Source organism: Pseudonocardia ailaonensis, assembly GCF_039531635.1.
GTDB lineage: Bacteria > Actinomycetota > Actinomycetes > Mycobacteriales > Pseudonocardiaceae > Pseudonocardia > Pseudonocardia ailaonensis.
In genome coordinates, this window is record NZ_BAAAQK010000004.1 from 161,053 (window position 1) to 180,959 (window position 19,907).

At 73.6% G+C, this 19,907-nt stretch carries 18 protein-coding genes; 7 read left to right on the forward strand and 11 right to left on the reverse strand.

The window, feature by feature from the left end; genetic code table 11:
* Positions 1-50: 50 nt before the first annotated feature.
* Positions 51-1,760 (reverse strand): DNA polymerase IV, encoded by a 1,710-nt coding sequence (locus ABD324_RS07200; RefSeq protein WP_344413747.1) that lies wholly within the window; start codon positions 1,758-1,760, stop codon positions 51-53.
* 32 nt (positions 1,761-1,792) lie between these two features.
* Positions 1,793-2,305 (reverse strand): DsbA family protein, encoded by a 513-nt coding sequence (locus tag ABD324_RS07205; RefSeq protein ID WP_344413749.1) that lies wholly within the window; start codon positions 2,303-2,305, stop codon positions 1,793-1,795.
* 47 nt (positions 2,306-2,352) lie between these two features.
* Here ABD324_RS07205 and nhaA point away from each other — a divergent pair, with 47 nt between their 5' ends.
* Positions 2,353-3,687 carry a Na+/H+ antiporter NhaA gene (nhaA, locus tag ABD324_RS07210; RefSeq protein ID WP_344413751.1) on the forward strand — a complete coding sequence of 445 codons (1,335 nt, stop codon included), beginning with the start codon at positions 2,353-2,355 and terminating at the stop codon, positions 3,685-3,687.
* Between the two features lie 233 nt (positions 3,688-3,920).
* Here the strand turns inward: nhaA and ABD324_RS07215 are convergent, their stop codons facing one another.
* On the reverse strand, positions 3,921-4,586 hold the full coding sequence (locus ABD324_RS07215; RefSeq protein ID WP_344413753.1) for a 4'-phosphopantetheinyl transferase family protein: 666 nt from the start codon (positions 4,584-4,586) through the stop codon (positions 3,921-3,923).
* Between the two features lie 547 nt (positions 4,587-5,133).
* Positions 5,134-5,349 carry a hypothetical protein gene (locus ABD324_RS07220; RefSeq protein ID WP_344413755.1) on the reverse strand — a complete coding sequence of 72 codons (216 nt, stop codon included), beginning with the start codon at positions 5,347-5,349 and terminating at the stop codon, positions 5,134-5,136.
* 295 nt (positions 5,350-5,644) lie between these two features.
* Here ABD324_RS07220 and ABD324_RS07225 point away from each other — a divergent pair, with 295 nt between their 5' ends.
* Positions 5,645-6,751 (forward strand): NAD(P)/FAD-dependent oxidoreductase, encoded by a 1,107-nt coding sequence (locus tag ABD324_RS07225; RefSeq protein WP_344413757.1) that lies wholly within the window; start codon positions 5,645-5,647, stop codon positions 6,749-6,751.
* A 22-nt stretch (positions 6,752-6,773) separates the two neighbouring features.
* Positions 6,774-7,979, forward strand: a complete 1,206-nt coding sequence (locus ABD324_RS07230) for a cytochrome P450 family protein (protein ID WP_344413759.1) — start codon at positions 6,774-6,776, stop codon at positions 7,977-7,979.
* Between the two features lie 126 nt (positions 7,980-8,105).
* On the opposite strand, the gene ABD324_RS07235 is transcribed toward ABD324_RS07230, so the two are convergent.
* A complete protein-coding gene (locus tag ABD324_RS07235; RefSeq protein ID WP_344413761.1) occupies positions 8,106-8,747 on the reverse strand; it encodes an HAD hydrolase-like protein in 642 nt (213 codons plus the stop codon).
* A 40-nt stretch (positions 8,748-8,787) separates the two neighbouring features.
* On the opposite strand from ABD324_RS07235, the gene ABD324_RS07240 reads away from it, so the two are divergent.
* Positions 8,788-9,885 (forward strand): lyase family protein, encoded by a 1,098-nt coding sequence (locus ABD324_RS07240; protein ID WP_344413763.1) that lies wholly within the window; start codon positions 8,788-8,790, stop codon positions 9,883-9,885.
* 78 nt (positions 9,886-9,963) lie between these two features.
* Here the strand turns inward: ABD324_RS07240 and ABD324_RS07245 are convergent, their stop codons facing one another.
* Positions 9,964-11,289 (reverse strand): alpha/beta hydrolase, encoded by a 1,326-nt coding sequence (locus ABD324_RS07245; protein WP_344413765.1) that lies wholly within the window; start codon positions 11,287-11,289, stop codon positions 9,964-9,966.
* 381 nt (positions 11,290-11,670) lie between these two features.
* Between ABD324_RS07245 and ABD324_RS07250 the strand changes: the two genes are divergently transcribed.
* On the forward strand, positions 11,671-12,711 hold the full coding sequence (locus ABD324_RS07250; protein WP_344413767.1) for a winged helix DNA-binding domain-containing protein: 1,041 nt from the start codon (positions 11,671-11,673) through the stop codon (positions 12,709-12,711).
* Positions 12,712-12,839: 128 nt separating this feature from the next.
* On the opposite strand, the gene ABD324_RS07255 is transcribed toward ABD324_RS07250, so the two are convergent.
* A complete protein-coding gene (locus ABD324_RS07255) occupies positions 12,840-13,040 on the reverse strand; it encodes a hypothetical protein (RefSeq protein ID WP_344413769.1) in 201 nt (66 codons plus the stop codon).
* 86 nt (positions 13,041-13,126) lie between these two features.
* On the opposite strand from ABD324_RS07255, the gene ABD324_RS07260 reads away from it, so the two are divergent.
* Positions 13,127-14,089, forward strand: a complete 963-nt coding sequence (locus ABD324_RS07260; RefSeq protein ID WP_344413771.1) for a helix-turn-helix domain-containing protein — start codon at positions 13,127-13,129, stop codon at positions 14,087-14,089.
* 127 nt (positions 14,090-14,216) lie between these two features.
* Entirely contained in the window at positions 14,217-15,563 is a 1,347-nt protein-coding gene (locus tag ABD324_RS07265) for an FAD-dependent oxidoreductase (protein WP_344413773.1), read from the forward strand.
* Between the two features lie 82 nt (positions 15,564-15,645).
* Here ABD324_RS07265 and ABD324_RS07270 read toward each other — a convergent pair whose 3' ends face one another.
* The 4 genes from ABD324_RS07270 to qcrC form a co-directional block, all read right to left on the reverse strand.
* Positions 15,646-15,918 (reverse strand): hypothetical protein, encoded by a 273-nt coding sequence (locus tag ABD324_RS07270; RefSeq protein ID WP_344413775.1) that lies wholly within the window; start codon positions 15,916-15,918, stop codon positions 15,646-15,648.
* A 295-nt stretch (positions 15,919-16,213) separates the two neighbouring features.
* Positions 16,214-17,923: a cytochrome bc1 complex cytochrome b subunit gene (qcrB, locus tag ABD324_RS07275; RefSeq protein WP_344413776.1), complete on the reverse strand. Its 1,710-nt coding sequence runs from the start codon at positions 17,921-17,923 to the stop codon at positions 16,214-16,216.
* A complete protein-coding gene (gene qcrA / locus ABD324_RS07280) occupies positions 17,920-19,038 on the reverse strand; it encodes a cytochrome bc1 complex Rieske iron-sulfur subunit (RefSeq protein ID WP_344413778.1) in 1,119 nt (372 codons plus the stop codon). The genes qcrB and qcrA overlap by 4 nt, the downstream gene beginning before the upstream one ends.
* On the reverse strand, positions 19,035-19,889 hold the full coding sequence (gene qcrC / locus ABD324_RS07285; protein WP_344413780.1) for a cytochrome bc1 complex diheme cytochrome c subunit: 855 nt from the start codon (positions 19,887-19,889) through the stop codon (positions 19,035-19,037). Before qcrC ends, qcrA begins: the two co-directional genes overlap by 4 nt.
* Between the last annotated feature and the right edge of the window lie 18 nt (positions 19,890-19,907).

Genomic DNA, 19,907 nt, shown 5'->3' on the forward strand with positions numbered 1-19,907 from the left:
GGGCGACCGGTGCCCGCGGGGCGGAACGGGAGAACCCGCGGCGGGCGGCATCAGGGGCTCGTGGAGGGGACCGGCAGTCGCCAGCTCGCCACCGGATCGGCGAACTCCAGGGCCGGGTCGTCCGCGGCGAACGACCGGGCCCGGCCGGGGCCACTCGCGCGGGTCTCGAAGCGGACCGTGACCCGCCCGCTCCCCGCGCCCTGCACCCAGCCGTGCCCGTGCTCCGGGTGCCGCACGTCGTCGCCCGCGCGCCACGGGGCCGAGGGATCGCGGGGGGCGTGCCGACCCCCTGGCCGGGGACCGAACTCCGTCCCCGGATCGGGATGCACGACAGGCCCGACGGCCCCCGTGTCGACGGTCAGCACCGGCTCGGCCGGGCTCACCGGCTCGGTCGAGCGACCGGCCGGGTCCGCTGAACTGCTGGTCGGGTCGGCCGAGCGACCGGCCGGCTCCGCCGAGCCGCCGGCCACGTCCGTCGAGCTGCCGGCCGGGTCCGCCGAGCAGCCGACCGCGCTCGTCGAACTGCCGGCAGAGTTCAACGACGCCCTACCGGCCCGCTCCGACGACCGGTCCACCCCGGCCCGGTCGCCCGGCCCGCTGGGGTCGACCGGATCCGGCGCCGCGTCGGCCGGATCCGGCGCGGTCACCGCCACCCACCCCGTCTCCGACGGCACCGCCTCGAACAACGCGGGCGGCGACGCGTCCGTCAGCCCCGACAGCGACACCCCCACCAGCCGCACCCCGCCCTCGGGGACCGCGGTGCGGGCGAGCCGCTGTGCCACCGTGGTGAGCACCCCGAGCTCGGTGGAGGCGAAGGCGGTGGTCTCCGAGCGGGTGTGGGTCTCAAAGTCCGCGTTGCGGGCCTTGACGGTGACCGTGCGCGCGGCCCGGCCGTCGACCAGCAGCCGCCGGTGCGCCGCCTCCGTCATCCGCCCGACCTCGCGCAGCACGTCCGCCATCGCGGTGAGGTCGTGCTCGAACGTCGTCTCGGCCGAGATCTGTTTCGCGGCCCCGCGGGGCGCGACCGGCCGCTCGTCGATGCCGCGGGCGAGCCGGTGCAGCTCGGTGCCCATCGCCGTGCCGAGCACCCCGGTGACCTCCCGGGCGTCCATCGCCGCGAGGGCCCCGATCGTCTCCACCCCGACCCTGCGCAACGACGCCTCCGCCACCGGCCCGACGCCCCACAGGGACCGCACCGGCAGCGGATCGAGCACCGCGCGCTCCACCGACGGATCGACCACCCGGAACCCGTCCGGCTTCGCGAGCTCCGAGGCGATCTTCGCCACCTGTTTGCCCGAACCCGCCCCCACCGACGCCGGCAGCCCCGTCCGGGCCAGGACCCCGGCCCGCAGCGCCACGCAGAACTCCTCGACCTCGGTGGCCGCCGCCCCGGCCAGCGCCGGTGGCTCCAGGAACGCCTCGTCGACGGAGATCGGTTCCAGGACCGGCGCGGCCTCCCGCAGCACCGCCATGACCTCGTCGGAGATCACCTTGTACAGCGGGAACCGCGGCGGCAGGACGGTGGCGTGCGGGCAGCGCCGCCGGGCCTGGCCCATCGGCATCGCGGACCGGGCGCCGAAGACCCGGGCCTGGTAGCTCGCGCCCGCGACCACCCCGCGGCCGCCGGTGCCCCCGACGAGCACCGGCCGGTCGGCCAGGGTGGGCCGGGTCAGCTGCTCGACGGACGCGAAGAACGCGTCCATGTCGAGATGCAGCACCCAGCGGCCCCGGGCCGCCGGGTCGCTCGCACGCTCGCTCACCCGCCCATTCTGACGGTCCGCACCGACAACTCTTACAGCGACAGCAGTGCGTCCACGAGCCGGTCCACGGTCACCGGGCCCTGGTAGGCCTCGCCGTTGACGAACAGCGTCGGCGTGCCGCGGACCCCGCTGCGCACGCCGGAGTTGAAGTCCGCCTCCACACGGTCCTCCACAATCCGGGTCTTGGGCCACACCACGTGATCCGGGTTCACCCCGGCGTTGACGGCGTGCTCGCGCAGGTCGTCCTGGGTCAGCCGAGGCGGGCCGGGCGCGTAGAGGCTGGCGTGCATCGGCCAGAACCGGCCGTCGAGCGCGGCCATCTCGGCGGCCGTCGCGGCGGCGAGCGAGTGCGGGTGCAGCTCGTAGAGCGGGAAGTGCCGGAACGCGAACCGCAGCCGCGGGCCCAGCTCCTCGATCGCCTTGTCGATCACGGGTGCGGCCTCGCGGCAGTACGGGCACTCGAAGTCGCCGTACTTCAGCAGGGTGAGCGGGGCGTCGGCCGGACCCTGGACGTGGTCGTAGAGGCCCAGCGGCGGATCGAGCACGGTGTCCTCTCTGGCCGTCCTCCCTGGTGCAGGATGACCGGGTGGCGGTGACGACCCTATCCGAGCGCGGCGAGCTCTCCCGCGCCGCGCGGCAGTTCCTCTCGACCGAGTCCGGGTCGGCCGTGATGCTGATCGGCGCGGCCGTGCTCGCGCTGGCATGGGCCAACCTGCCCCTGGGCTACGAGGCCTTCTGGCACACGGCACTCTCGATGAACCTGGGCGAGTGGTCGATCGATCTGGACCTGCGTCACTGGGTCAACGACGGCCTGATGGTGATCTTCTTCTTCAGCGTCGGCCTGGAGATCTCCCGCGAGATGACGCTCGGGGAGCTCCGTGGCTTCCGCGCCGTCGCCGCCCCCGCGGCCGCCGCGCTCGGCGGGCTGATCGTCCCGGCGCTGCTGTTCCTCGCCTTCAACGCCGGCACCGAGGCGCAGAACGCCTGGGGCATCACGATCTCCACGGACACGGCCGTGCTGCTCGGGGTGCTCGCCCTCGTCGGCCCGCGGTGCCCGGACCAGCTGCGCGTGTTCCTGCTGGCGCTGGCCATCGTGGACGACATCGGCGCCGTGATCGCCATCGCGATCTTCTACACCGAGCAGGTGAACGTCCTCGCGCTGCTGCTCGCGGTGGTGCTCTTCCTGGCGCTGCTGGGCCTGAGGTTCGTGCGCTTCTGGCGGACGCCGTTCTACGCGGCCATCGGGATCGTCATGTGGGTCGCGGTGCTGGCGTCGGGGGTGCACCCGAGCGTCGTCGGGGTGGCGCTGGGCCTGCTGGTCAACGCCTACGCGCCGCGCCGGCAGGACATGAAGCGGGCCCTCGTCGTGGGCAAGAGCTTCCTGCTGGACCCCACGCCGGAGCGCGCGCTGGCGGCGCAGAGCGCGGTCGTCGAGGCGGTGTCGCCCAACGAGCGGCTGCAGCTGAAGATCCAGCCCTGGTCGAGCTACGTGATCGTGCCGCTGTTCGTGCTGGCCAACGCCGGCGTGGTGCTCTCCTCCGACACCCTCGCCGCCGCGTTCTCCTCGCCCCTGACCTGGGGGATCATCGCCGGGCTGGTGCTGGGCAAGCCGATCGGCGTGACGATCGGGACCTGGGTCGCGCTGCGTACCGGCATCGGCCGGGTGCCGGACACCCTGCGCTGGGGCCAGCTCTTCGGCGGCGCCGGCCTGTCGGGCATCGGGTTCACGGTCGCGCTGTTCGTCACGGAGCTGGCGCTCGACGACGAGCTGCTGGTCAGCGAGGCGAAGATCGGGATCCTGACGGGCTCGATCCTCGCCGCCCTCGTCGGCTGGCTGGTCTTCCGCCTGGCCGGCGAGCGGGGCGGCCAGTGCTCCCCGAGCGGCCTCCCCACCCTCCCGCCCCGCCCCTGGCGCCCCGTCGACTGAGCGCCCACCCCCGCGAGTGGGGCACCGTCGCCCGACCCACCCCCGCGAGTCGGCAGATTGGGTAGGCCGAAACACACGTCGACGACGACCCGGGTGCCCGGTCCCGCCGCCCACGACAGCGCCCGCCCTTGATCACCAGGACACGACTGTCGGATGATCATGCGGAGATCGCGGTGCTGCCCTGATGATCTCCAAGAGCGGTGATCATCAGGACGTTGCTGTGGGCCGCGGGGTCAGACGGAGCCCAGCAAGGCGTCGCCGTCGTGGGTGCGGATCGCGGGCGGCGGCGAGCCCAGGCCGGCGACGGCGGCGGGCCGGCCCCGGGCGTCGAGGTCGACGACCCAGGCCTCGGCCGGCCCGTCCGTCCAGGTCAGGACGCTGCCGGAGGCGTCGAGGGTGATCGCGTCCATGGGCTTGGACAGGCCGTCGCCCGAGGCCTTCAGCAGGGCTTCCTTACGGGTCCAGACGGCGAGGAACGCGGTCGCGTCGCGGGGTGGGCGGTGGCGTTCGGCGGGGGAGAGGACGTGGGAGGCCAGGCCGTCGAGATCCGAGAGCGGGCGATGCTCCTCGACGTCGAGCCCGATCGGTCCGGCCGTGCTCAGCGCGACGCCGACCCGGTCGCCGGAGTGGGTCAGGGAGAACTCGGGGCCGCTCGGCAGGGTCGGCTTCCCGTGCTGCTCACCGCAGCGGCAGGTGCGGTCGAGCACGAGTGCCGCGGGATCGGCGCCGAGGTGCGCGCCCAGGACGAGCCTGGTCAGCGCGTGGGCGGCGAGGTAGCGGGCGCGGTCGGCCTCGCGGCGGAAGCGGTCGAGGCGGGTGCGCTCGTGGTCGTCGAGCACCGCGACGAGCGCGGGGGCCGCGCCGGGATCGACGGGCCGGGCCCACCACACGTCCGCCACGGGCCCCAGGGTACGGGCCGGACCCGCGGCTGAGGCGTGATGATCGCCGCTCGGCGGTGTGCCGCGGCGGGGACCAGGCGTGCGGACACCTACGGATGTGCTCGCCGGGGCGCCCGGGGGCGTGACATCCCGCGCAGGAGGTGCGTCGGCAGGGCTGAGCCGCCCGCGTCGGTGCTCGATGCGCAGCAGTGTCCTGATGATCATCACTCGTGGAGATCACCAGGGCACCACCGCTGATTTCACATGATCATCCGACACTCATGTCCTGATGATCAGCCGTCGAGGGCTGGGGTCGGCCGTGCACCCTGCAGCCCTGCGAGGGGGTCTGGTGTGGGCGTCGCAGATGTGTATTTCGGGCTACCGAAAGTGCCGACTCGCGGAAGGGCGGCGCGACTCGCGGAGCGGCAGGCCCCGACTCGCGCAGCGTCAGGGTGCGATTCGCGCGGGGTGGGCCTTCGGGGCGGTGGGGGTGGTGGGCCGGGGTGGGGCGGGAGGGTGTCCCGCCCCACCGGGGCGGCGGGGCCTCCAGGAGGTGGCCCTGCCGCGGTCAGCCGCTGCGACGAGCGGCGAAGTCGGCGCGGGAGTGCGCCGCCTTGGTGTGGGCCCGGCCGTCCCGGCGGGCGGGGAGCCGGCCGCTCTCCGTGCCCGGCTCGGCGGCCCGGCCGTGGGCGGCGGCCCGGCGGGCGGCGCGGTTGCCCTGCGGCGCAGGGGTTCCGGAACCGGACGGGACGGTGGTGGTGGCAGGTTGGCGGGTCTTTCGCATGGGGACCTCCCGGAGATGTGAGGGCCGCCCGCCTCCCGTGCCGCGTCGCAGGCGCACGTGCGCCAGAACGGTTCCGCGGAACGGGAAGGCAGTGGTGCCGCTGCGGCGAGCGGCCCGGGACGGATTCACGGACGGGCGGCGCTCCTGGTCCGTCGCGATCCGGAGCGGGCCGGGTCGGCGGAGGGGCGCCGGGGCGGTGCGGCGAGTGCCGCGCCGACTCAGAGGAACGTCAGGTCCATGCGCAGGAGAGTAGGGACTCCTGCCGCGGGCCCGCCACCGAATTACGGTGGGCCCCGTGCCGAACCCCGATGTGATCGTCATCGGCGGCGGGATCGCGGGCGCCTCCGTCGCCTACGAGCTCGCCGCGGACCGCGCGGTGCTGCTGCTCGAGGCGGAGGACTCGCTGGCCCTGCACTCGACCGGTCGCTCCGCCGCCACCTCCATCCCCGGGCACGGCTCGGCGGTGTTCCGGGCCCTGACCCGGGAGTCCGCGGCCCGCTTCGCCGCGCTGCCCGCCGAGCTGGACGCGCCGCCGTTCCTCACCCCGATGCGCATCGTCTGGGCCGCGTTCGACGACGACGGTGAGCGCCTGCTCGAACGCGACCTCGCCGAGTGGGCGGGCGAGCCCGACGCGCCGCGCCCGCTGACCGCTGCCGAGACCACGGCGGCGGTCCCGGGGCTGCGGGGTGCCCGCGCCGGCGCGTTCTCGGACGGCGCCGCGGCGGCGGACGCGATCGGCCTGCACGGCGCCTACGTCTCCGGCCTGCGCCGCCGCGGCGGCGTCGTCGTGAAGGGGGCCCGCGTCGAGCGGATCGTCCGGACCGGGGCGGACTGGCAGGTCACCGCCGGCGGGCGGACCCGGACCGCGCCGGACGTCGTCGACGCGGCCGGGGCGTGGGCCGACGACGTCGCCGCGCTGGCCGGCGTCCCGCGGGCCGGGCTCGTCCCGCACCGCCGCACGATCGCCGTCTCACCCTGTGCGGTGCCGCCCGGGATGCCGATGCTCAAGGACGCGGCCGACCGCTTCTACAGCAAGCCGGAGGGGGACGCGCTGCTGCTCTCGCCGGCGGACGAGACCCCTTGTGCGCCAGGCGATGTGCGGCCGGACGAGCTCGACGTCGCGCTCGCGCTGGAACGCGTCGAGGAGGTCCTGGGGCTCGGTCTGCGGTCGATCCGGACCTCGTGGGCGGGCCTGCGCACGTTCGCCCCGGACCGCGATCCGGTGGTGGGCGCGTGGGCGGGACATCCGGGCTTCCACTTCTTCGCCGGTCAGGGCGGGTCCGGGATCGAGTCGGCGCCCGCGCTGGCCGCGCTGGGGGCCGCGGTCGTCACCGCCACGCCCGTGACGGGGGAGGTGTCGGCCGCCCGGGTGAGCCCGGAGCGTCTTGTAAGCGCACGCTGACTTCGTGGGGCACGATGGTGCCATGCCCCCCACCACCACAGGCGGCCACGAGCTGTTCGACGGCGCCTTCTGGGCCGATCCCTACCCCGCCTACGCCGATCTGCGCGCGGACGAGCCGGTGCGCCGGATCGACCTGCCCGGCGGTCCGCAGTGGATCGTCACGCGCTACGCGGACGCCCGGGCCGCGTTCGTCGACGAGCGGCTGAGCAAGGACTGGCGGTACACGCTGCCGGCCGAGCAGCGCGACCAGTTCCCGGCCGCGCCGACGCCGATGATGCTGCTGCTCGACCCGCCGGACCACACGCGGCTGCGCAAGCTGGTGAGCCGCTCGTTCACGGCCCGGCGGATGACCGAGCTGCGCCCGCGAGTGCAGGAGATCGCCGACGAGCTGCTGGCCGCCCTGCCCGCGGACGGCAGCCTGGACCTGATGGCGCACTACGCCTTCCTGCTGCCGGTGCGGGTGATCTGCGAGCTGCTCGGCGTGCCCGCGGAGGACCGAGACGACTTCGGCCACTGGTCGTCGACCATGATCGACGACTCGCCGCAGCAGGAGAAGCAGGACGCCTCGATGCGGCTCGGGAAGTACCTGGCCGAGCTGATCGAACGCAAGCGAGCCGAGCCCGACGACGCGCTGCTCAGCGCGTTGACCCAGGTCTCGGAGGACGACGGGGACGCGCTCTCGCAGGAAGAGCTCGTCGCGATGGCGATGATGCTGCTCATCGCCGGGCACGAGACCACCGTCAACCTCATCGGCAACGGTGTGGTCGGCCTGCTCACCCATCCCGACCAGCGGCGGATCCTGGCGGAGAAGCCCGAGCTGTGGCCCTCGGCCGTCGAGGAGTTCCTGCGCTGGGACGCCCCCGTCACGACGGCGCCGGTGCGGTTCGCGGCGGAGGACGTCGAGATCGCCGGGACGACGATCCCCGCGGGCGCGATCGTGATCCTCGGGATCGGGGCGGCCAACCGGGACGAGGAGCGGTTCGCGGACGCGGCGACGCTGGACGTGACGCGGGACGACCGGGGGCACGTCGCCTTCGGCTACGGCCTGCACCACTGCCTCGGCGCCCCGCTCGCCAGGGCGGAGGGGGAGATCGCGCTGCGCAGCCTGTTCACGGCGCGGCCCGAGCTCGCGCTCGCGGTGGAGCCGGGGGAGCTCGTCCACCGCCACAGCGTGCTGGTCCACGGGGTCGCGGCGCTGCCGGTGGAGCTGGGCCCGCGCGCCTCCTGACGCCCGGCTGGAGCGCGCCGAGAAGCTCGGGCCTCCTGCGCGCCGCCCGGCCGGCGCCCTCGCGACGCGCCGTGCGATGCCGCCACCCGGACGTCGCCCGCCACGGCCCGAGCCTTTCCGCACCCCCTAGACGGAGAGGGCCTTCCTGAGCTCGCCGACGGTCGCGTAGATCGCCGTCGCGCCGGCGTCGGCCAGCTCGCCGGGCGAGCCGTAGCCCCAGCCCGCGCCCAGGCAGGAGATGCCGTGGGCGCCCGAGCCGTGCACGTCGTGCAGGCGGTCCCCGACCATCACGACGCCGGCGGGGTCCGGGTCGCCGAGCCGCCGCAGGGCCTCGGCGACGACCGCTGCCTTGGTCGGGCGGTCGGCCTCCGGGGTGTCGCCGGTGATGGCGGCGAAGCGCTCCGTCCAGCCCAGGTTGGCGAGGATGTCCCGGGCCGCGGGCTCGGACTTGCTGGTCGCGAGCCCGAGCCGGACGCCGGCGGCGGACAGGGCACCGAGCAGCTCCTCGACGCCGGGGTAGGGCGTGGACCTCAGCAACCCGTTCTCGCGGTAGATCCGCCGGTAGGTGGGCATCACGGCGACGGTGGCGGCGTCGCCGACGATCGCGGGGAGGGTCTCGTACATCGGCGGGCCGAGCAGGCGCCGGTCCATGACGGCCTCGTCCCACGGCAGGTCGTGGGCGGCGAACGCGGCCCGCAGCGAGCCGAGGATGCCGTCGGCGGAGTCGACGAGCGTGCCGTCGAGGTCGAACAGGACTGTGCGGGTCACGGACCCATTGTGCTGGTGCCGGTGTCGTACGGTCGTGCCCATGACGAACCTGCTGGGTCCCCTCGCAGGTGCCGGACGGGTGGCGCCCCACCTCGGCGGGGCGGCCTGGATCCGGGCCCTGCTCGACGTCGAGGGCGCGCTCGCCCGCGCCGCCGCCGCGGAAGGCCTGGTCACCGCGGCCGAGGCGGACGCCGCGGTCCGGGCCGTCGAGGATCTCGAGGTCGATCCCGCCGAGCTGGCCGAGGCCTCCGTCGCGGGCGGGAACCCGGTGATCCCGCTGGTCACGAGGCTGCGCGCGGCCTGCGACTCGCCGGCGGTCCACATCGGTGCGACCAGCCAGGACGTCATGGACACCGCGCTCGTGCTGCTGGTCCGGCGGGCCGCGCCGACGATCCTGGACGACCTTCGCGGGGCCGCGGACGCCGCGGCCGCGCTGGCCGCCGCCCACCGGGACACCCCGATGATCGCCCGCACGCTGGGCCAGCAGGCGACGCCGACCACGTTCGGCCTGGTCGCGGCGGGGTGGTGCGCCGGGCTGGACGCGGCCCGGGGTGAGCTCGCCGCCCGCGTCGAGGCCCTGCCCGTACAGCTCGGGGGAGCGGCGGGCACGCTCGCCGGCTCGTCGCCGGGCGTGGCGGACACCCTCGCCGCGCTGCTCGGGCTGGCCCCACAGGGCGTCCCGTGGCACACCGAGCGGACCCGCATCGGCACGCTCGCCGCAGCGCTCGGGGTCGCCGCGGGGGCGTGCGCGAAGCCGGCGACGGATGTCGTCCTGCTCAGCGCGACGGAGGTCGGCGAGGTCGCTGAGGGGGCGCCGGGCGGGTCGTCGGCCATGCCGCACAAGCGGAACCCGATCGCGGCGATCACCGCGCGGGCCGCGGCCGGGCGCGCTCCGGGCCTGGTCGCAACGCTGCTCGCGGCGATGGCCCACGAGCACCAGCGGGCCGCCGGTCCCTGGCACACCGAGTGGCCCGCGCTCACCGACCTGATGATCGCGACCGGGGGCGCGGCGGACCGGCTCCGCACCAGCCTCGAGGGCCTGCGGGTGTTCCCCGACACCATGGCCCGGACCCTCGGGGACCGTTCGGACGCCGGACACGCCGCCGCGCTCGTCGACAGGGTCCTGGCGGGCCGGTGACGGGGCCCGGGCACGTCCGGGCGCGCGGCCTTGCGGGGGTGCGGACGTGCGCGGCGGCGATCGAGGCGGACCCGCGCGTCAACTGATCTTCAGTCGCCGGCCCAGCCACGGGAGGGCTGCCTCGAGCCCGGCGCCCCAGGCCTCGTAGTTGTGCCCGCCCGGCACGATCGTGAGCTCCGTGGCGACCCCCGCCGCCTGCAGGGCGGCCGCTATCCGGCGGGCCGCCGGTTGGTACTGCGCGTCCTTGTCGCCGCTCGTCACAGCGGCAGCGAGCTGCGGGAACCGGCGCGTCGCCAGCAGGTCCAGCGGGTTGACGGCCTTGAACCGGGCCTCCGCGTCCGGACCCGTGCCGAAGGCGGCCCGGACCGTCGTGGCACGGTCACCGAGCGTGGGTTCCTGCTGGCCGGAGATGTCGACGAGGGTGGGGTAGACACCCGGGGCCGTCAGCGCGAGCTGCAGCGCGCACGTGCCGCCGTAGGAGAAGCCACCGACCGACCACGCCGCCGGATCGGGGTTCACCTGCAGGTGGCGGCGGATCCAGGCCGGGACGTCGACGGTGAGGTAGGTCGCCGCGTTGCCCAGCTTCGAGTCCATGCAGAGCGGGTTGGCGAACTGGCCGCCGGTGTCGTCCGGCATGACGACGACGGGGGCGAGGCCGTGGTGCTCGGCGGCGTAGCGGTCCATCCGGTCCGACAGCCGGCCGCCGTTGAGCCAGTCGTTGGTGTCGCCGGGCTGTCCGGAGAGCAGGACGAGCACGGGGAGCTGGGCGCGGGTCGTCGAGAGATAGGCCGGGGGGAGGTACACCCAGGCGGGGCGGGCGGGGAATCCCGAGGTCGTCGCGGGGATCTGGACCTGCGCGACCCGGCCGTCCATGGACAGGCCGGCCGGCGGCGTCCAGGTCTGCTCGAGCGGCACGTCCGGCGTCGGACGGACCAGCCGGGCGGCGTGAGTCGGGGTGTCGGCGAACTCCTGCTGGTCCGGATAGTCGATGCCGAGGGCGGTGCGGGTGGTCGGGTAGGCCTGGAACACCAGGTTGACGCTCTGGGCGGCGGTGACGGCGACGAGCGCGGCGGCCAGCACGGCCGCGATCCTGCGGAGCCAGGCGACCCGCCCGCGCCCGGCCAGCACCTGCACTGCCACGGCCAGCCCGACGGCCGCCACGGCGATCCCGCCCCACACCCACACCGATGTCGGCAGACGATCGGGGAAGGGCCGCCACACGTCCGTGACCAGCCAGAGGAGCAGGAAGGTGACGGCGGTGGCGCCGACGATCACGGCCGGCACCACCAGGAACCACCAGCGGCGCCCGATCCCGCCGAACAGCGCGAGCCCGGCCCCCGCGACGATCCCGACCACGACGATCACGGTGGGAAAGGCCCCGGAGAACAACGACCAGTCGAGCACCCACCCTCCCCACCGTCGCGTCCGCCGAGGAGATCATCACCCGCGGGAGGCCGAATCCCCCAGCCTCCATCCGGCGCATCCCACTCCCCGACACCCCCACCCCTCCGCGAGTCGGCACTTTCGGGAGGCCGAAACGCACATCTGCGACGTCGGCGGGGGCGTGTCCGGGGCCCGCGAGTCGGCCCGCCCCGCGAGTCGGCCCTCTCACGCCCCGCGAGTCGGCACATTCGGGAGGTCGAAACACACGCGTGCGACGTCGACTCACACGTGCGCGGGGCCCGCGAGTAGAGCCCGGGCTGTGAGCCGACGGCCTGTCCGAGCCGCGCTCCGACTCCGCGGGTGGTGGGCCCGTCCCCGTCCGACGGTGGGAGAGTGCTCCGCATGGCAGAGCGGGTGCTGTCGTGGGGCGAGCTCAACCGGGCGCTCCTCGCCCGCCAGCTCCTCCTCGAGCGCTCGACCCTCACCCCGGTCAAGGCCGTCGAACGTGTCGGCGGCCTCCAGACCCAGTACGCGCCGTCGGGCTACGTCGGGCTCTGGTCCCGCCTGGCCGGCTTCCGCCGCGACGACCTCACCGACGCCCTGACCCGCGGCCGGATCGTGCAGGCCTGGGTCATGCGCTGCACCATCCACATGGTGTCCGCCGCGGACTATCCGCTGCTCACCGAGGCGGTGCGGGAGCCGCGCCGCCGCTGGTGGCTCCGCGTGCAGAAGGACGCGGCGGGACTCGACATGCCTGCCGTCGCGGCCGACGCCCGTCGCCATCTGGAGGACGGGCCGCTGCGCCAGGCCGATCTCGTCGCGAAACTCGTCGCCGACGGGCACCCGAAGAGCGCGTTCCAGGGCCTGCAGCTCTGGCTCGATCTGGTGCGGGTTCCGCCCGCGGGGACCTGGGAGTCGCCCCGCGCGCACGTCTACGGCCTGGCCGGCACCCGGCCCGTCGACCTCGGGAGGGCCGAGGAGCTGCTGGCCGAGCGTTATCTGCGCGGGTTCGGGCCGGCGTCGGCCAAGGACCTGTCGCGGTACGCGGGCTGGACGATCACGGCCGCGCGCGCCGTGCTCGGCCGGCTCGCAACCCGCCGCTTCCGCGATCCCGACGGCGATGAGCTCTTCGACCTACCCCGGCTGCCGATCCCGGCGGCGGACACCCCCGCGCCCGTCCGGTTCCTGTCGACCTTCGACGCCACGCTGCTGCTCGGGCACGCCACCCGCTGCCGGGTCCTGCCCACGGAGCACCGCGAGAAGGTCTTCGCCGTGACGATGCCCCGGTCGATCCCGACCTTCCTCGTCGACGGCCGCGTGGCCGGGACCTGGCGGTACACCGACGGCCGCGTGGTGCCCGCGCCCTTCGCCCCGCTCCCGGTGGCGGTGCGCCGGGAGGTGGACGAGGAGGCGGAGCGGCTCACGGAGTTCCATCAGGGCTGACGCGGGCCCACCGAGATCGCACATCGCGTGCTCGACGGGCCGGGCAGACGTCGTCGATGTGCAACTCAGCCTCCCGAAAGTGCCGACTCGCGGGTTTGGGGGCTGCTCGCGGAGGGGCGGGTCCGGGGTCAGGTGCGGAGGTGGGTCTCCACGTCGGCCCGGGAGTCCGGGAGGGCGCGCAGGTCGGAGAGCAGGCGCTCGCGGTCCATGTCGACCGGCCTGCCCGCGGACGGCGCCGCGAGGCGGAAGGGGCGGCCGGCGCGGCGGGAGCGGACGAGGCTCCAGGTCAGGAGGGTCAGGGCGGCGAGGACGAGAATCGTTGCGGTCATGGCAGGAAGTTTGCGCGCAACGAGTTCCTGCCAGAAGTGGCAGCAGGGACATGCTTCGCAAAGATTCTGCCAGTACGCTGGCGGCCATGTTGCGCAGCGTCGCCGTGCTCGTGCTGCCCGAGCTCGCCGTCTTCGAGTTCGGGGTGTTGTGCGAGGTCTTCGGGCTGGACCGGTCCGACGACGGGCTGCCCGTGCTCGACTTCAAGGTCTGCGGGATCGAGGCCGGCCGGCCGATCGCCACGACCGGCGGCGTCGACGTCGTCCCCCGGTACGGGCTGGACGGGCTGCGCGGGGCGGACCTCGTCGCCGTCCCCGCCACGCGCATGCGGGAGTTCCCCGAGGAGGTCCTCCAGGCGCTGCGGGACGCCGAGGCGGCCGGGGCGATGTTGCTGACGGTGTGTTCGGGGGTGTTCGTGCTGGCCGCCGCCGGGCTGCTCGACGGGCGGAAGGTCACCGCGCACTGGCACAGCGTCGACGAGCTGCGCGCGCGGTATCCGACGGTGCAGGTGGACCCGGACGTCCTCTACGTGGACGACGGCAACCTCGTGACCAGTGCCGGCACCGCCGCGGGCATCGACGCCTGCCTGCACCTCGTGCGCCGCGAGCTGGGCAGCACGGTGGTCAACGGGATCGCGCGCCGGATGGTCGTGCCGCCGCAGCGGGAGGGCGGGCAGCGCCAGTTCATCGACCGGCCGGTGCCGGAGTGCTCGGCGGACTCGCTCGGGCCCGTGCTCGACTGGATGCTCACCCATCTCGACGTCGAGCACACCGTCGCGGACCTGGCCCGGCGAGCGGCGATGTCCGAGCGGACCTTCGCCCGCCGCTTCGTGTCCGAGGCCGGCACCACCCCGCTGCGCTGGCTCACCCGTCAGCGGGTGCTGCACGCCCGCCGGCTGCTGGAGGACACCGACCTGTCGGTCGACGCCGTGGCGGACCGCTGCGGGTTCGGCTCGGCCACCCTGCTGCGGCACCACTTCCGCAAGGACGTCGGCGTGGCGCCCGCGGACTACCGCCGGACCTTCCGGAGCGAGGATCTCACCGCTTTGTGACATGAATCGCTCCGGCCTGCGGGACCCGAACGGCCGTACGGGAGATACTGACGCGGTCCGACGCGCACCACCACACCGTCCCGGACCGATGCCGACCCGGGGCCGCCGAGGAGCAGTGACGCCCCACATGCCTGTCCAACCGAGAGTTGCGGTGATCGGGGCGGGCCCGTCCGGCCTCTACGCCGCCGCCGCGCTGCTGGCCTCCGAGGTCCCTGTCGACGTCGACGTCCTCGACCGGCTCCCGGCCCCGTACGGCCTGGTCAGATACGGTGTCGCGCCGGACCACCAGAAGATGAAGTCCGTGATCCGGGTGCTCCAGCAGCCCTTCGCGGACGGTTCGCGGGTCCGGTTCCTGGGCAACGTGCGGGTGGGCGACGGGGGCATCCCCCTGGACGTGCTGCGCGAGCACTACCACGCGATCGTGCACGCCTCGGGCAGCTCGGTGGACCGCGATCTCGGCATCCCGGGCGAGGAGCTCGCGGGCAGTCACGGCTCCGGCGCGTTCGTCAGCTGGTACTGCGGGCATCCGGACTTCGTCGATCTCGATCCGCTCCTCGACCATCCCGGGGTGGTCGTGGTCGGGGCGGGGAACGTCGCGCTCGACGTGGCCCGCGTGCTGGCCCGCGGGCACGCCGAGATGGCGGCCACGGACGTCCCGGACCGGGTGCTGGACACCCTGCGGGGCAGCGCGGTGACCGACGTCCACGTCGTCGTCCGGCGCGGCCCGGAGCACGTCAAGTTCACCCCGGCCGAGCTGCGCCAGATCGGGGATCTCGACGACGTCGACGTCCTCGTGCACGACGACGGCGTCCTGGAGGCCGGCGTCCCTGAACCGGAAGAGCGCCGTCAGAAGCAGAACATCGCGATGCTCACCGAGTGGACGGCGCACGAGCCGGGTACTGCGTCGCGCCGCATCCACCTGCACTTCCTGCGGACGCCGCTGCGGCTCGTCGAGGAGGCCGGGCGGGTGTGCGGGGTGGTGGTCGAACGCAACGAGGTCCGTGACGGCGGGATCGTCGGCACGGGGGAGGAGGAGACGCTCGGGGCCGGCCTCGTGGTCCGCGCGATCGGCTACTCCGGCGAGCCCATCCCCGGCCTGCCCTTCGACGAGCGCGCCGGCATCGTGCCCAACGACGGCGGGCGGGTCCCGGGGGTGCCCGGCGCGTACGTCACGGGGTGGATCAAACGGGGCCCCACCGGAGTCATCGGCACCAACAAGCACGACGCCGTCGAGACCGTCGCCCACCTGCTCGACGACCTGCACACCCTGCCCGCCCCGCCGCATCCCGACCCGGAGTCCGTGGTCGAGCGGCTCGAGGCCTACGGCATCGACCCCGTGACGTGGGACGGCTGGGAGCGTCTCGACGCCGAGGAGCTCCGCCTGGGCGAGGCCCGCGGCGGCGCGGAGCGGGTCAAGGTCGCCGACCTGGCCGGCATGCTCGCCGCCGCCCGCAACGCCGTGGAAGCCCGCTGACCAGCCGCGTCATGGAACCATAACGCGCTCAGGAGGCCTCCAGAACCGCGTTATGGTTCCATGACGCGCCCTGGGCGGGGGACTAGTACGGGTCGACGGAGGAGACGGCCGGGAGGGCGCGCAGCTGCGTGGCGAACTCGGCGGCCTCCTCGGCCGTCATGGTGACCGCGCAGGTGAGCTCGCTGCAGCCGACGCCCTCGTGGACGTCGATCGTGAGTTCCTTGACCAGGGCGCTGCAGTCCCGCAGCTCGGCGGCGATCTCGAGGACGGCGGCCATGCCACCCGTCGTGACGATCGTGTGCTTGCGCAGCATGCGGGTGCCGGTGGCGGTGGGGATGTCGAACGTGATGCTCATGGGAAGTGCTCCGGGATGCGTTCGTGACGTTCAGGGAACGCGAGCCAGGTCTCGCCAACAGCGGGGGAGACGGTCGGGACGGGGCCCGTGGTGCGCGCAGACGACCTGGCTCAGCCTGCGCGCCGGGCTACGAGGAGCCCGAGACGCGCGGCGAGGAGGATCGCTGCGATACGCACGAGAACGACGATAGCAGGACAGTGATCCACACGACACCCCGACCCACCCGTCGGGAGGGGTTCACACGAAAGAAGGGGCCCCGCTCGCGCGGGGCCCCTTCTCGTGGCGCGTTCTGCGATCAGTCCGTCTGGTCCTTCGGACGACCCGCGTCGGGCCGGCCGGCCAGCTCGAGCCGGTCCGAGTCCGCCCCGGCCTCGAGGGCCCGGGCGCGCTCGGCGCTGCGCTCCAGCTCGCGATGGTGCTCGTCGGCACGCGCCTGGTCCAGGGCGACGGTCTCGTCGACCGGGTCCGGGCCCAGCAGCGAACCGGGGACGGGCGAGCCCGCCGAGCCGAGCTGGTTCATCCGCTTGGGCACCGGGGCGCCCTGGTAGGACAGCGGGATCGCGTGGCCGTGGTCGTCGACCCCGCCCAGCGGCTGGTGGATCTCGATGAACTCACCGTGCGGCAGGCGCCGGATGATGCCCGTCTCGATGCCGTGCTCCAGGACCGCGCGGTCGCCCTTCTGCAGGCCGATGCAGAGCCGGTACGTCACCCAGTAGGCGATGGGCGGCAGGACCAGCAGACCGATGCGGCCCGCCCACGTCGTCGCGTTGAGCGAGATGTGGAAGAAGTACGCGATCCAGTCGTTCACGCCGCAGAGCACGAGCCACACGTAGAACGTGATGCCCATGACGCCCAGCGAGGTGCGGACGGGGACGTCGCGCGGGCGCTGCAGCAGGTTGTGCAACGCGTTGTCCCCGGTCATCCGCCGCTCGAGGGCCGGGTAGATGCCGGCGACGACGAACAGCACCGGCAGGAACGCGACCGTGGCCCAGAAGGCCGCCGGGATCGTGAACCTCCCGAACAGGTAGATCTCCCACGGCGGGAAGATGCGCGCCATGCCCTCCGAGAAGAGCATGTACCAGTCCGGCTGCGAACCGGCCGACACGTGCGACGCGTCGTACGGGCCGAGGTTGAAGATCGGGTTGATCTGGAACAGCCCGCCCATGATGGCGATGACGCCGGTGACGACGGCGAAGAACGCCCCGCCCTTCGCGGCGAACACCGGCAGGATCCGGACGCCGACGACGTTCGTCTCCTTGCGGCCCGGGCCGGGGAACTGGGTGTGCTTCTGGTACCAGACCAGGCCCAGGTGCACGCCGATCAGCGCGAGCAGGATGCCCGGGAACAGCAGCACGTGGACGATGTAGAGCCGCGGGATGATCTCCATGCCCGGGAACTCGCCGCCGAACAGGGCCCAGTGGGCCCAGGTGCCGATGATCGGGATGGAGAGGATGAAGCCCGAGGCGATCCGCAGGCCGATGCCCGAGAGCAGGTCGTCCGGCAGCGAGTAGCCGGTGAAGCCCTCGAGCATGCCCAGCAGGATCAGGACCAGGCCGATGATCCAGTTGGCCTCACGCGGCTTGCGGAACGCGCCGGTGAAGTACGTGCGGAACATGTGGGCGACCATGGAGGCGATGAACAGCAGCGCCGCCCAGTGGTGCACCTGCCGCACGAACAGCCCGCCGCGGACCTCCATGGAGATCTCCACCGCGGACTCGTAGGCCCGCGACATGTGGACGCCGCGCAGGTTGTCGAACGTGCCGTTGTAGACGACCTCGGTCATCGACGGGTCGAAGAACAGCGCCAGGTACGTGCCCGAGAGCAGTAGCACGATGAAGCTGTAGAGGGCGACCTCGCCCAGCATGAACGACCAGTGCGTGGGGAAGACCTTGTTGAACTGCTTCCGCAGCCCGGCCGCCGGGTGATAGCGCTGGTCGAGCTCGTCGAGGGCCGACGCGGCCCTGCCAGCGCCGGGGGACGTGGTGGGTCTGGTGATGGCGCTCATGGCCTCCGCTCCCAGAATGCCGGTCCGACAGCCTCGATGAAGTCGCTCCGTGCCACGAAGTAACCCTCACTGTCCACGGTAATGGGCAACTGGGGAAGTGCGCGCGTCGCAGGACCGAAAATGGGCCGCGCGAACTCGGTGGCGAGGAACTGGGACTGGTGGCAGGGGCACAGGATCTTGTTGTCCTGCGCCTCGAACAGCGACGTCGGGCAGCCCAGGTGGGTGCACACCTTCGAGAAGGCGTAGTAGTCGCCGAAGTTGAAGTTCTCCTGGCCCTGACGCTTGATCGTCTTGGTGCCGGGCCGGAAGCGGATCACCATGACCGGGGCGTCCGAGGCGCGCTGCGCGTGCAGCAGAGCCTCGTCGTCACCCCGCTCCGACTCGCGGTACGGGAAGACGGTCTCCATCGAGCCCGCCTCCAGGTCCTCGGGCCGGACCCGGGAGATCTCGCCCAGGATGCCGGTGTCGCGGCGCAGGTAGACGGTCTCGCCCTTCTCGGGCCGCCAGCCGGTGACCCACAGGGCGGCGTCGTCCCCGCCCTTCCACGGGTTGCGGATGAGCGGGCCCAGCGCCGCGATGCCCAGGCCGATGCCGAAGATGCCGGCCGCGGCGCCCGCGGACCGGACGATCAGCTTGCGGCGGCCGATGTCCGAGGACTTCCCGGCCGACGCGAGCTGGGCGATGATCGTCTTGCGGTCGACCTCGTCGCTGCGGCCGTCGTGGCGCTGCTGGACCGACACCTCGTCCGGGAAGAACTTCTTGACGTAGGCGATGATCCCGATCCCCAGCGCGAGCACCGAGAACCCGAACAGGAACCCGACGACCGGGGTGTAGCTGGAGTACCAGTCGTAGCCGGGCTCGCCGACCGCCACGTACTCGTGCGGCCAGGCGATGAACGCGACGATGAAGCCCAGCCCGGCCAGCGCGGCCAGCACGAACCAGATCGCGACGGCGCGCTCCGCGCGCTTCTCCGCCCGGGTGCCCTTGACGGGCCACTTCGGCGCGTTGTGGACGACCTCGACGCCGTCGAGGGTGCCGGCCAGCGTGGCCAGCTCGTCCGGCGTCATGCGCTCCAGCTCTTCAGGGGTGGGACCCCCCGTCCCCGTGGCGCTCAATTCTTCGCTCCCAACCACATGGCGAAGCCGATGATCGAGGCCAGGCCGACGACGAAGGCGATGACGCCCTCGGTCGTCGGGCCGAGACCCCCGGCGTTGTAGCCGCCCGGGTTGTTGCCCTCGGTCACCGACTTGACGTAGGCGATGATGTCCTTCTTCTCGTCCGGCGTGAGCTGCCGGTCACCGAACTTCGGCATGTTCTGCGGGCCGGTGAGCATCGCCGTGTAGATCTGCTCCTCCGTGGGAGGGGTCAGGCTCGGCGCGAACTTGCCGGACGACAGCGCGCCGCCGACACCGGTGAAGTTGTGGCAGCTCGCGCAGTTCAGCCGGAACAGCTGACCGCCGCGGGCCGGGTCGTCGCCGCGCAGGGCGGCGCCGGTCTGCATCGGGGCCTCCGGGCCGCCGCCGTTGGCCTGCACGAACGCGCCCAGCGCGTCGAGGTTGGCCCGGCCCTCCGCGGTGTCCGGGTCGAACTGCGGCAGCGGCTGCTTGCGGACCGCCTGCGCCTCCTGGCGGGCCAACGGCATGCGACCCGAGGAGACCTGGAAGTAGACGGCGGCGTCGCCGACGCCCACTAGGCTCGGCCCGCGCTCGTCCACACCCTGCAGGTTGGAGCCGTGGCAGGTGATGCACGCGGCGTTGTACAGCTCCTGGCCCTTGGCGACCAGGCCGGCGTCCTGCTGGGCCGTCGCGGTCGGCGCGTTCGGCAGGAAGAACGCGTACGCGCCGCCGGTCAGGACCAGCGCCGCCGTGATGGCCAGCAGCGCGCCGAGACGGCGCCGGACCTTGCCGTGCGGCCGCGCGCGGCGGTCCGGCTCCCGCCGCGGCTCTGTGGTGGATTCGGTGGTCATCCTGGGCGTCTCACCCTC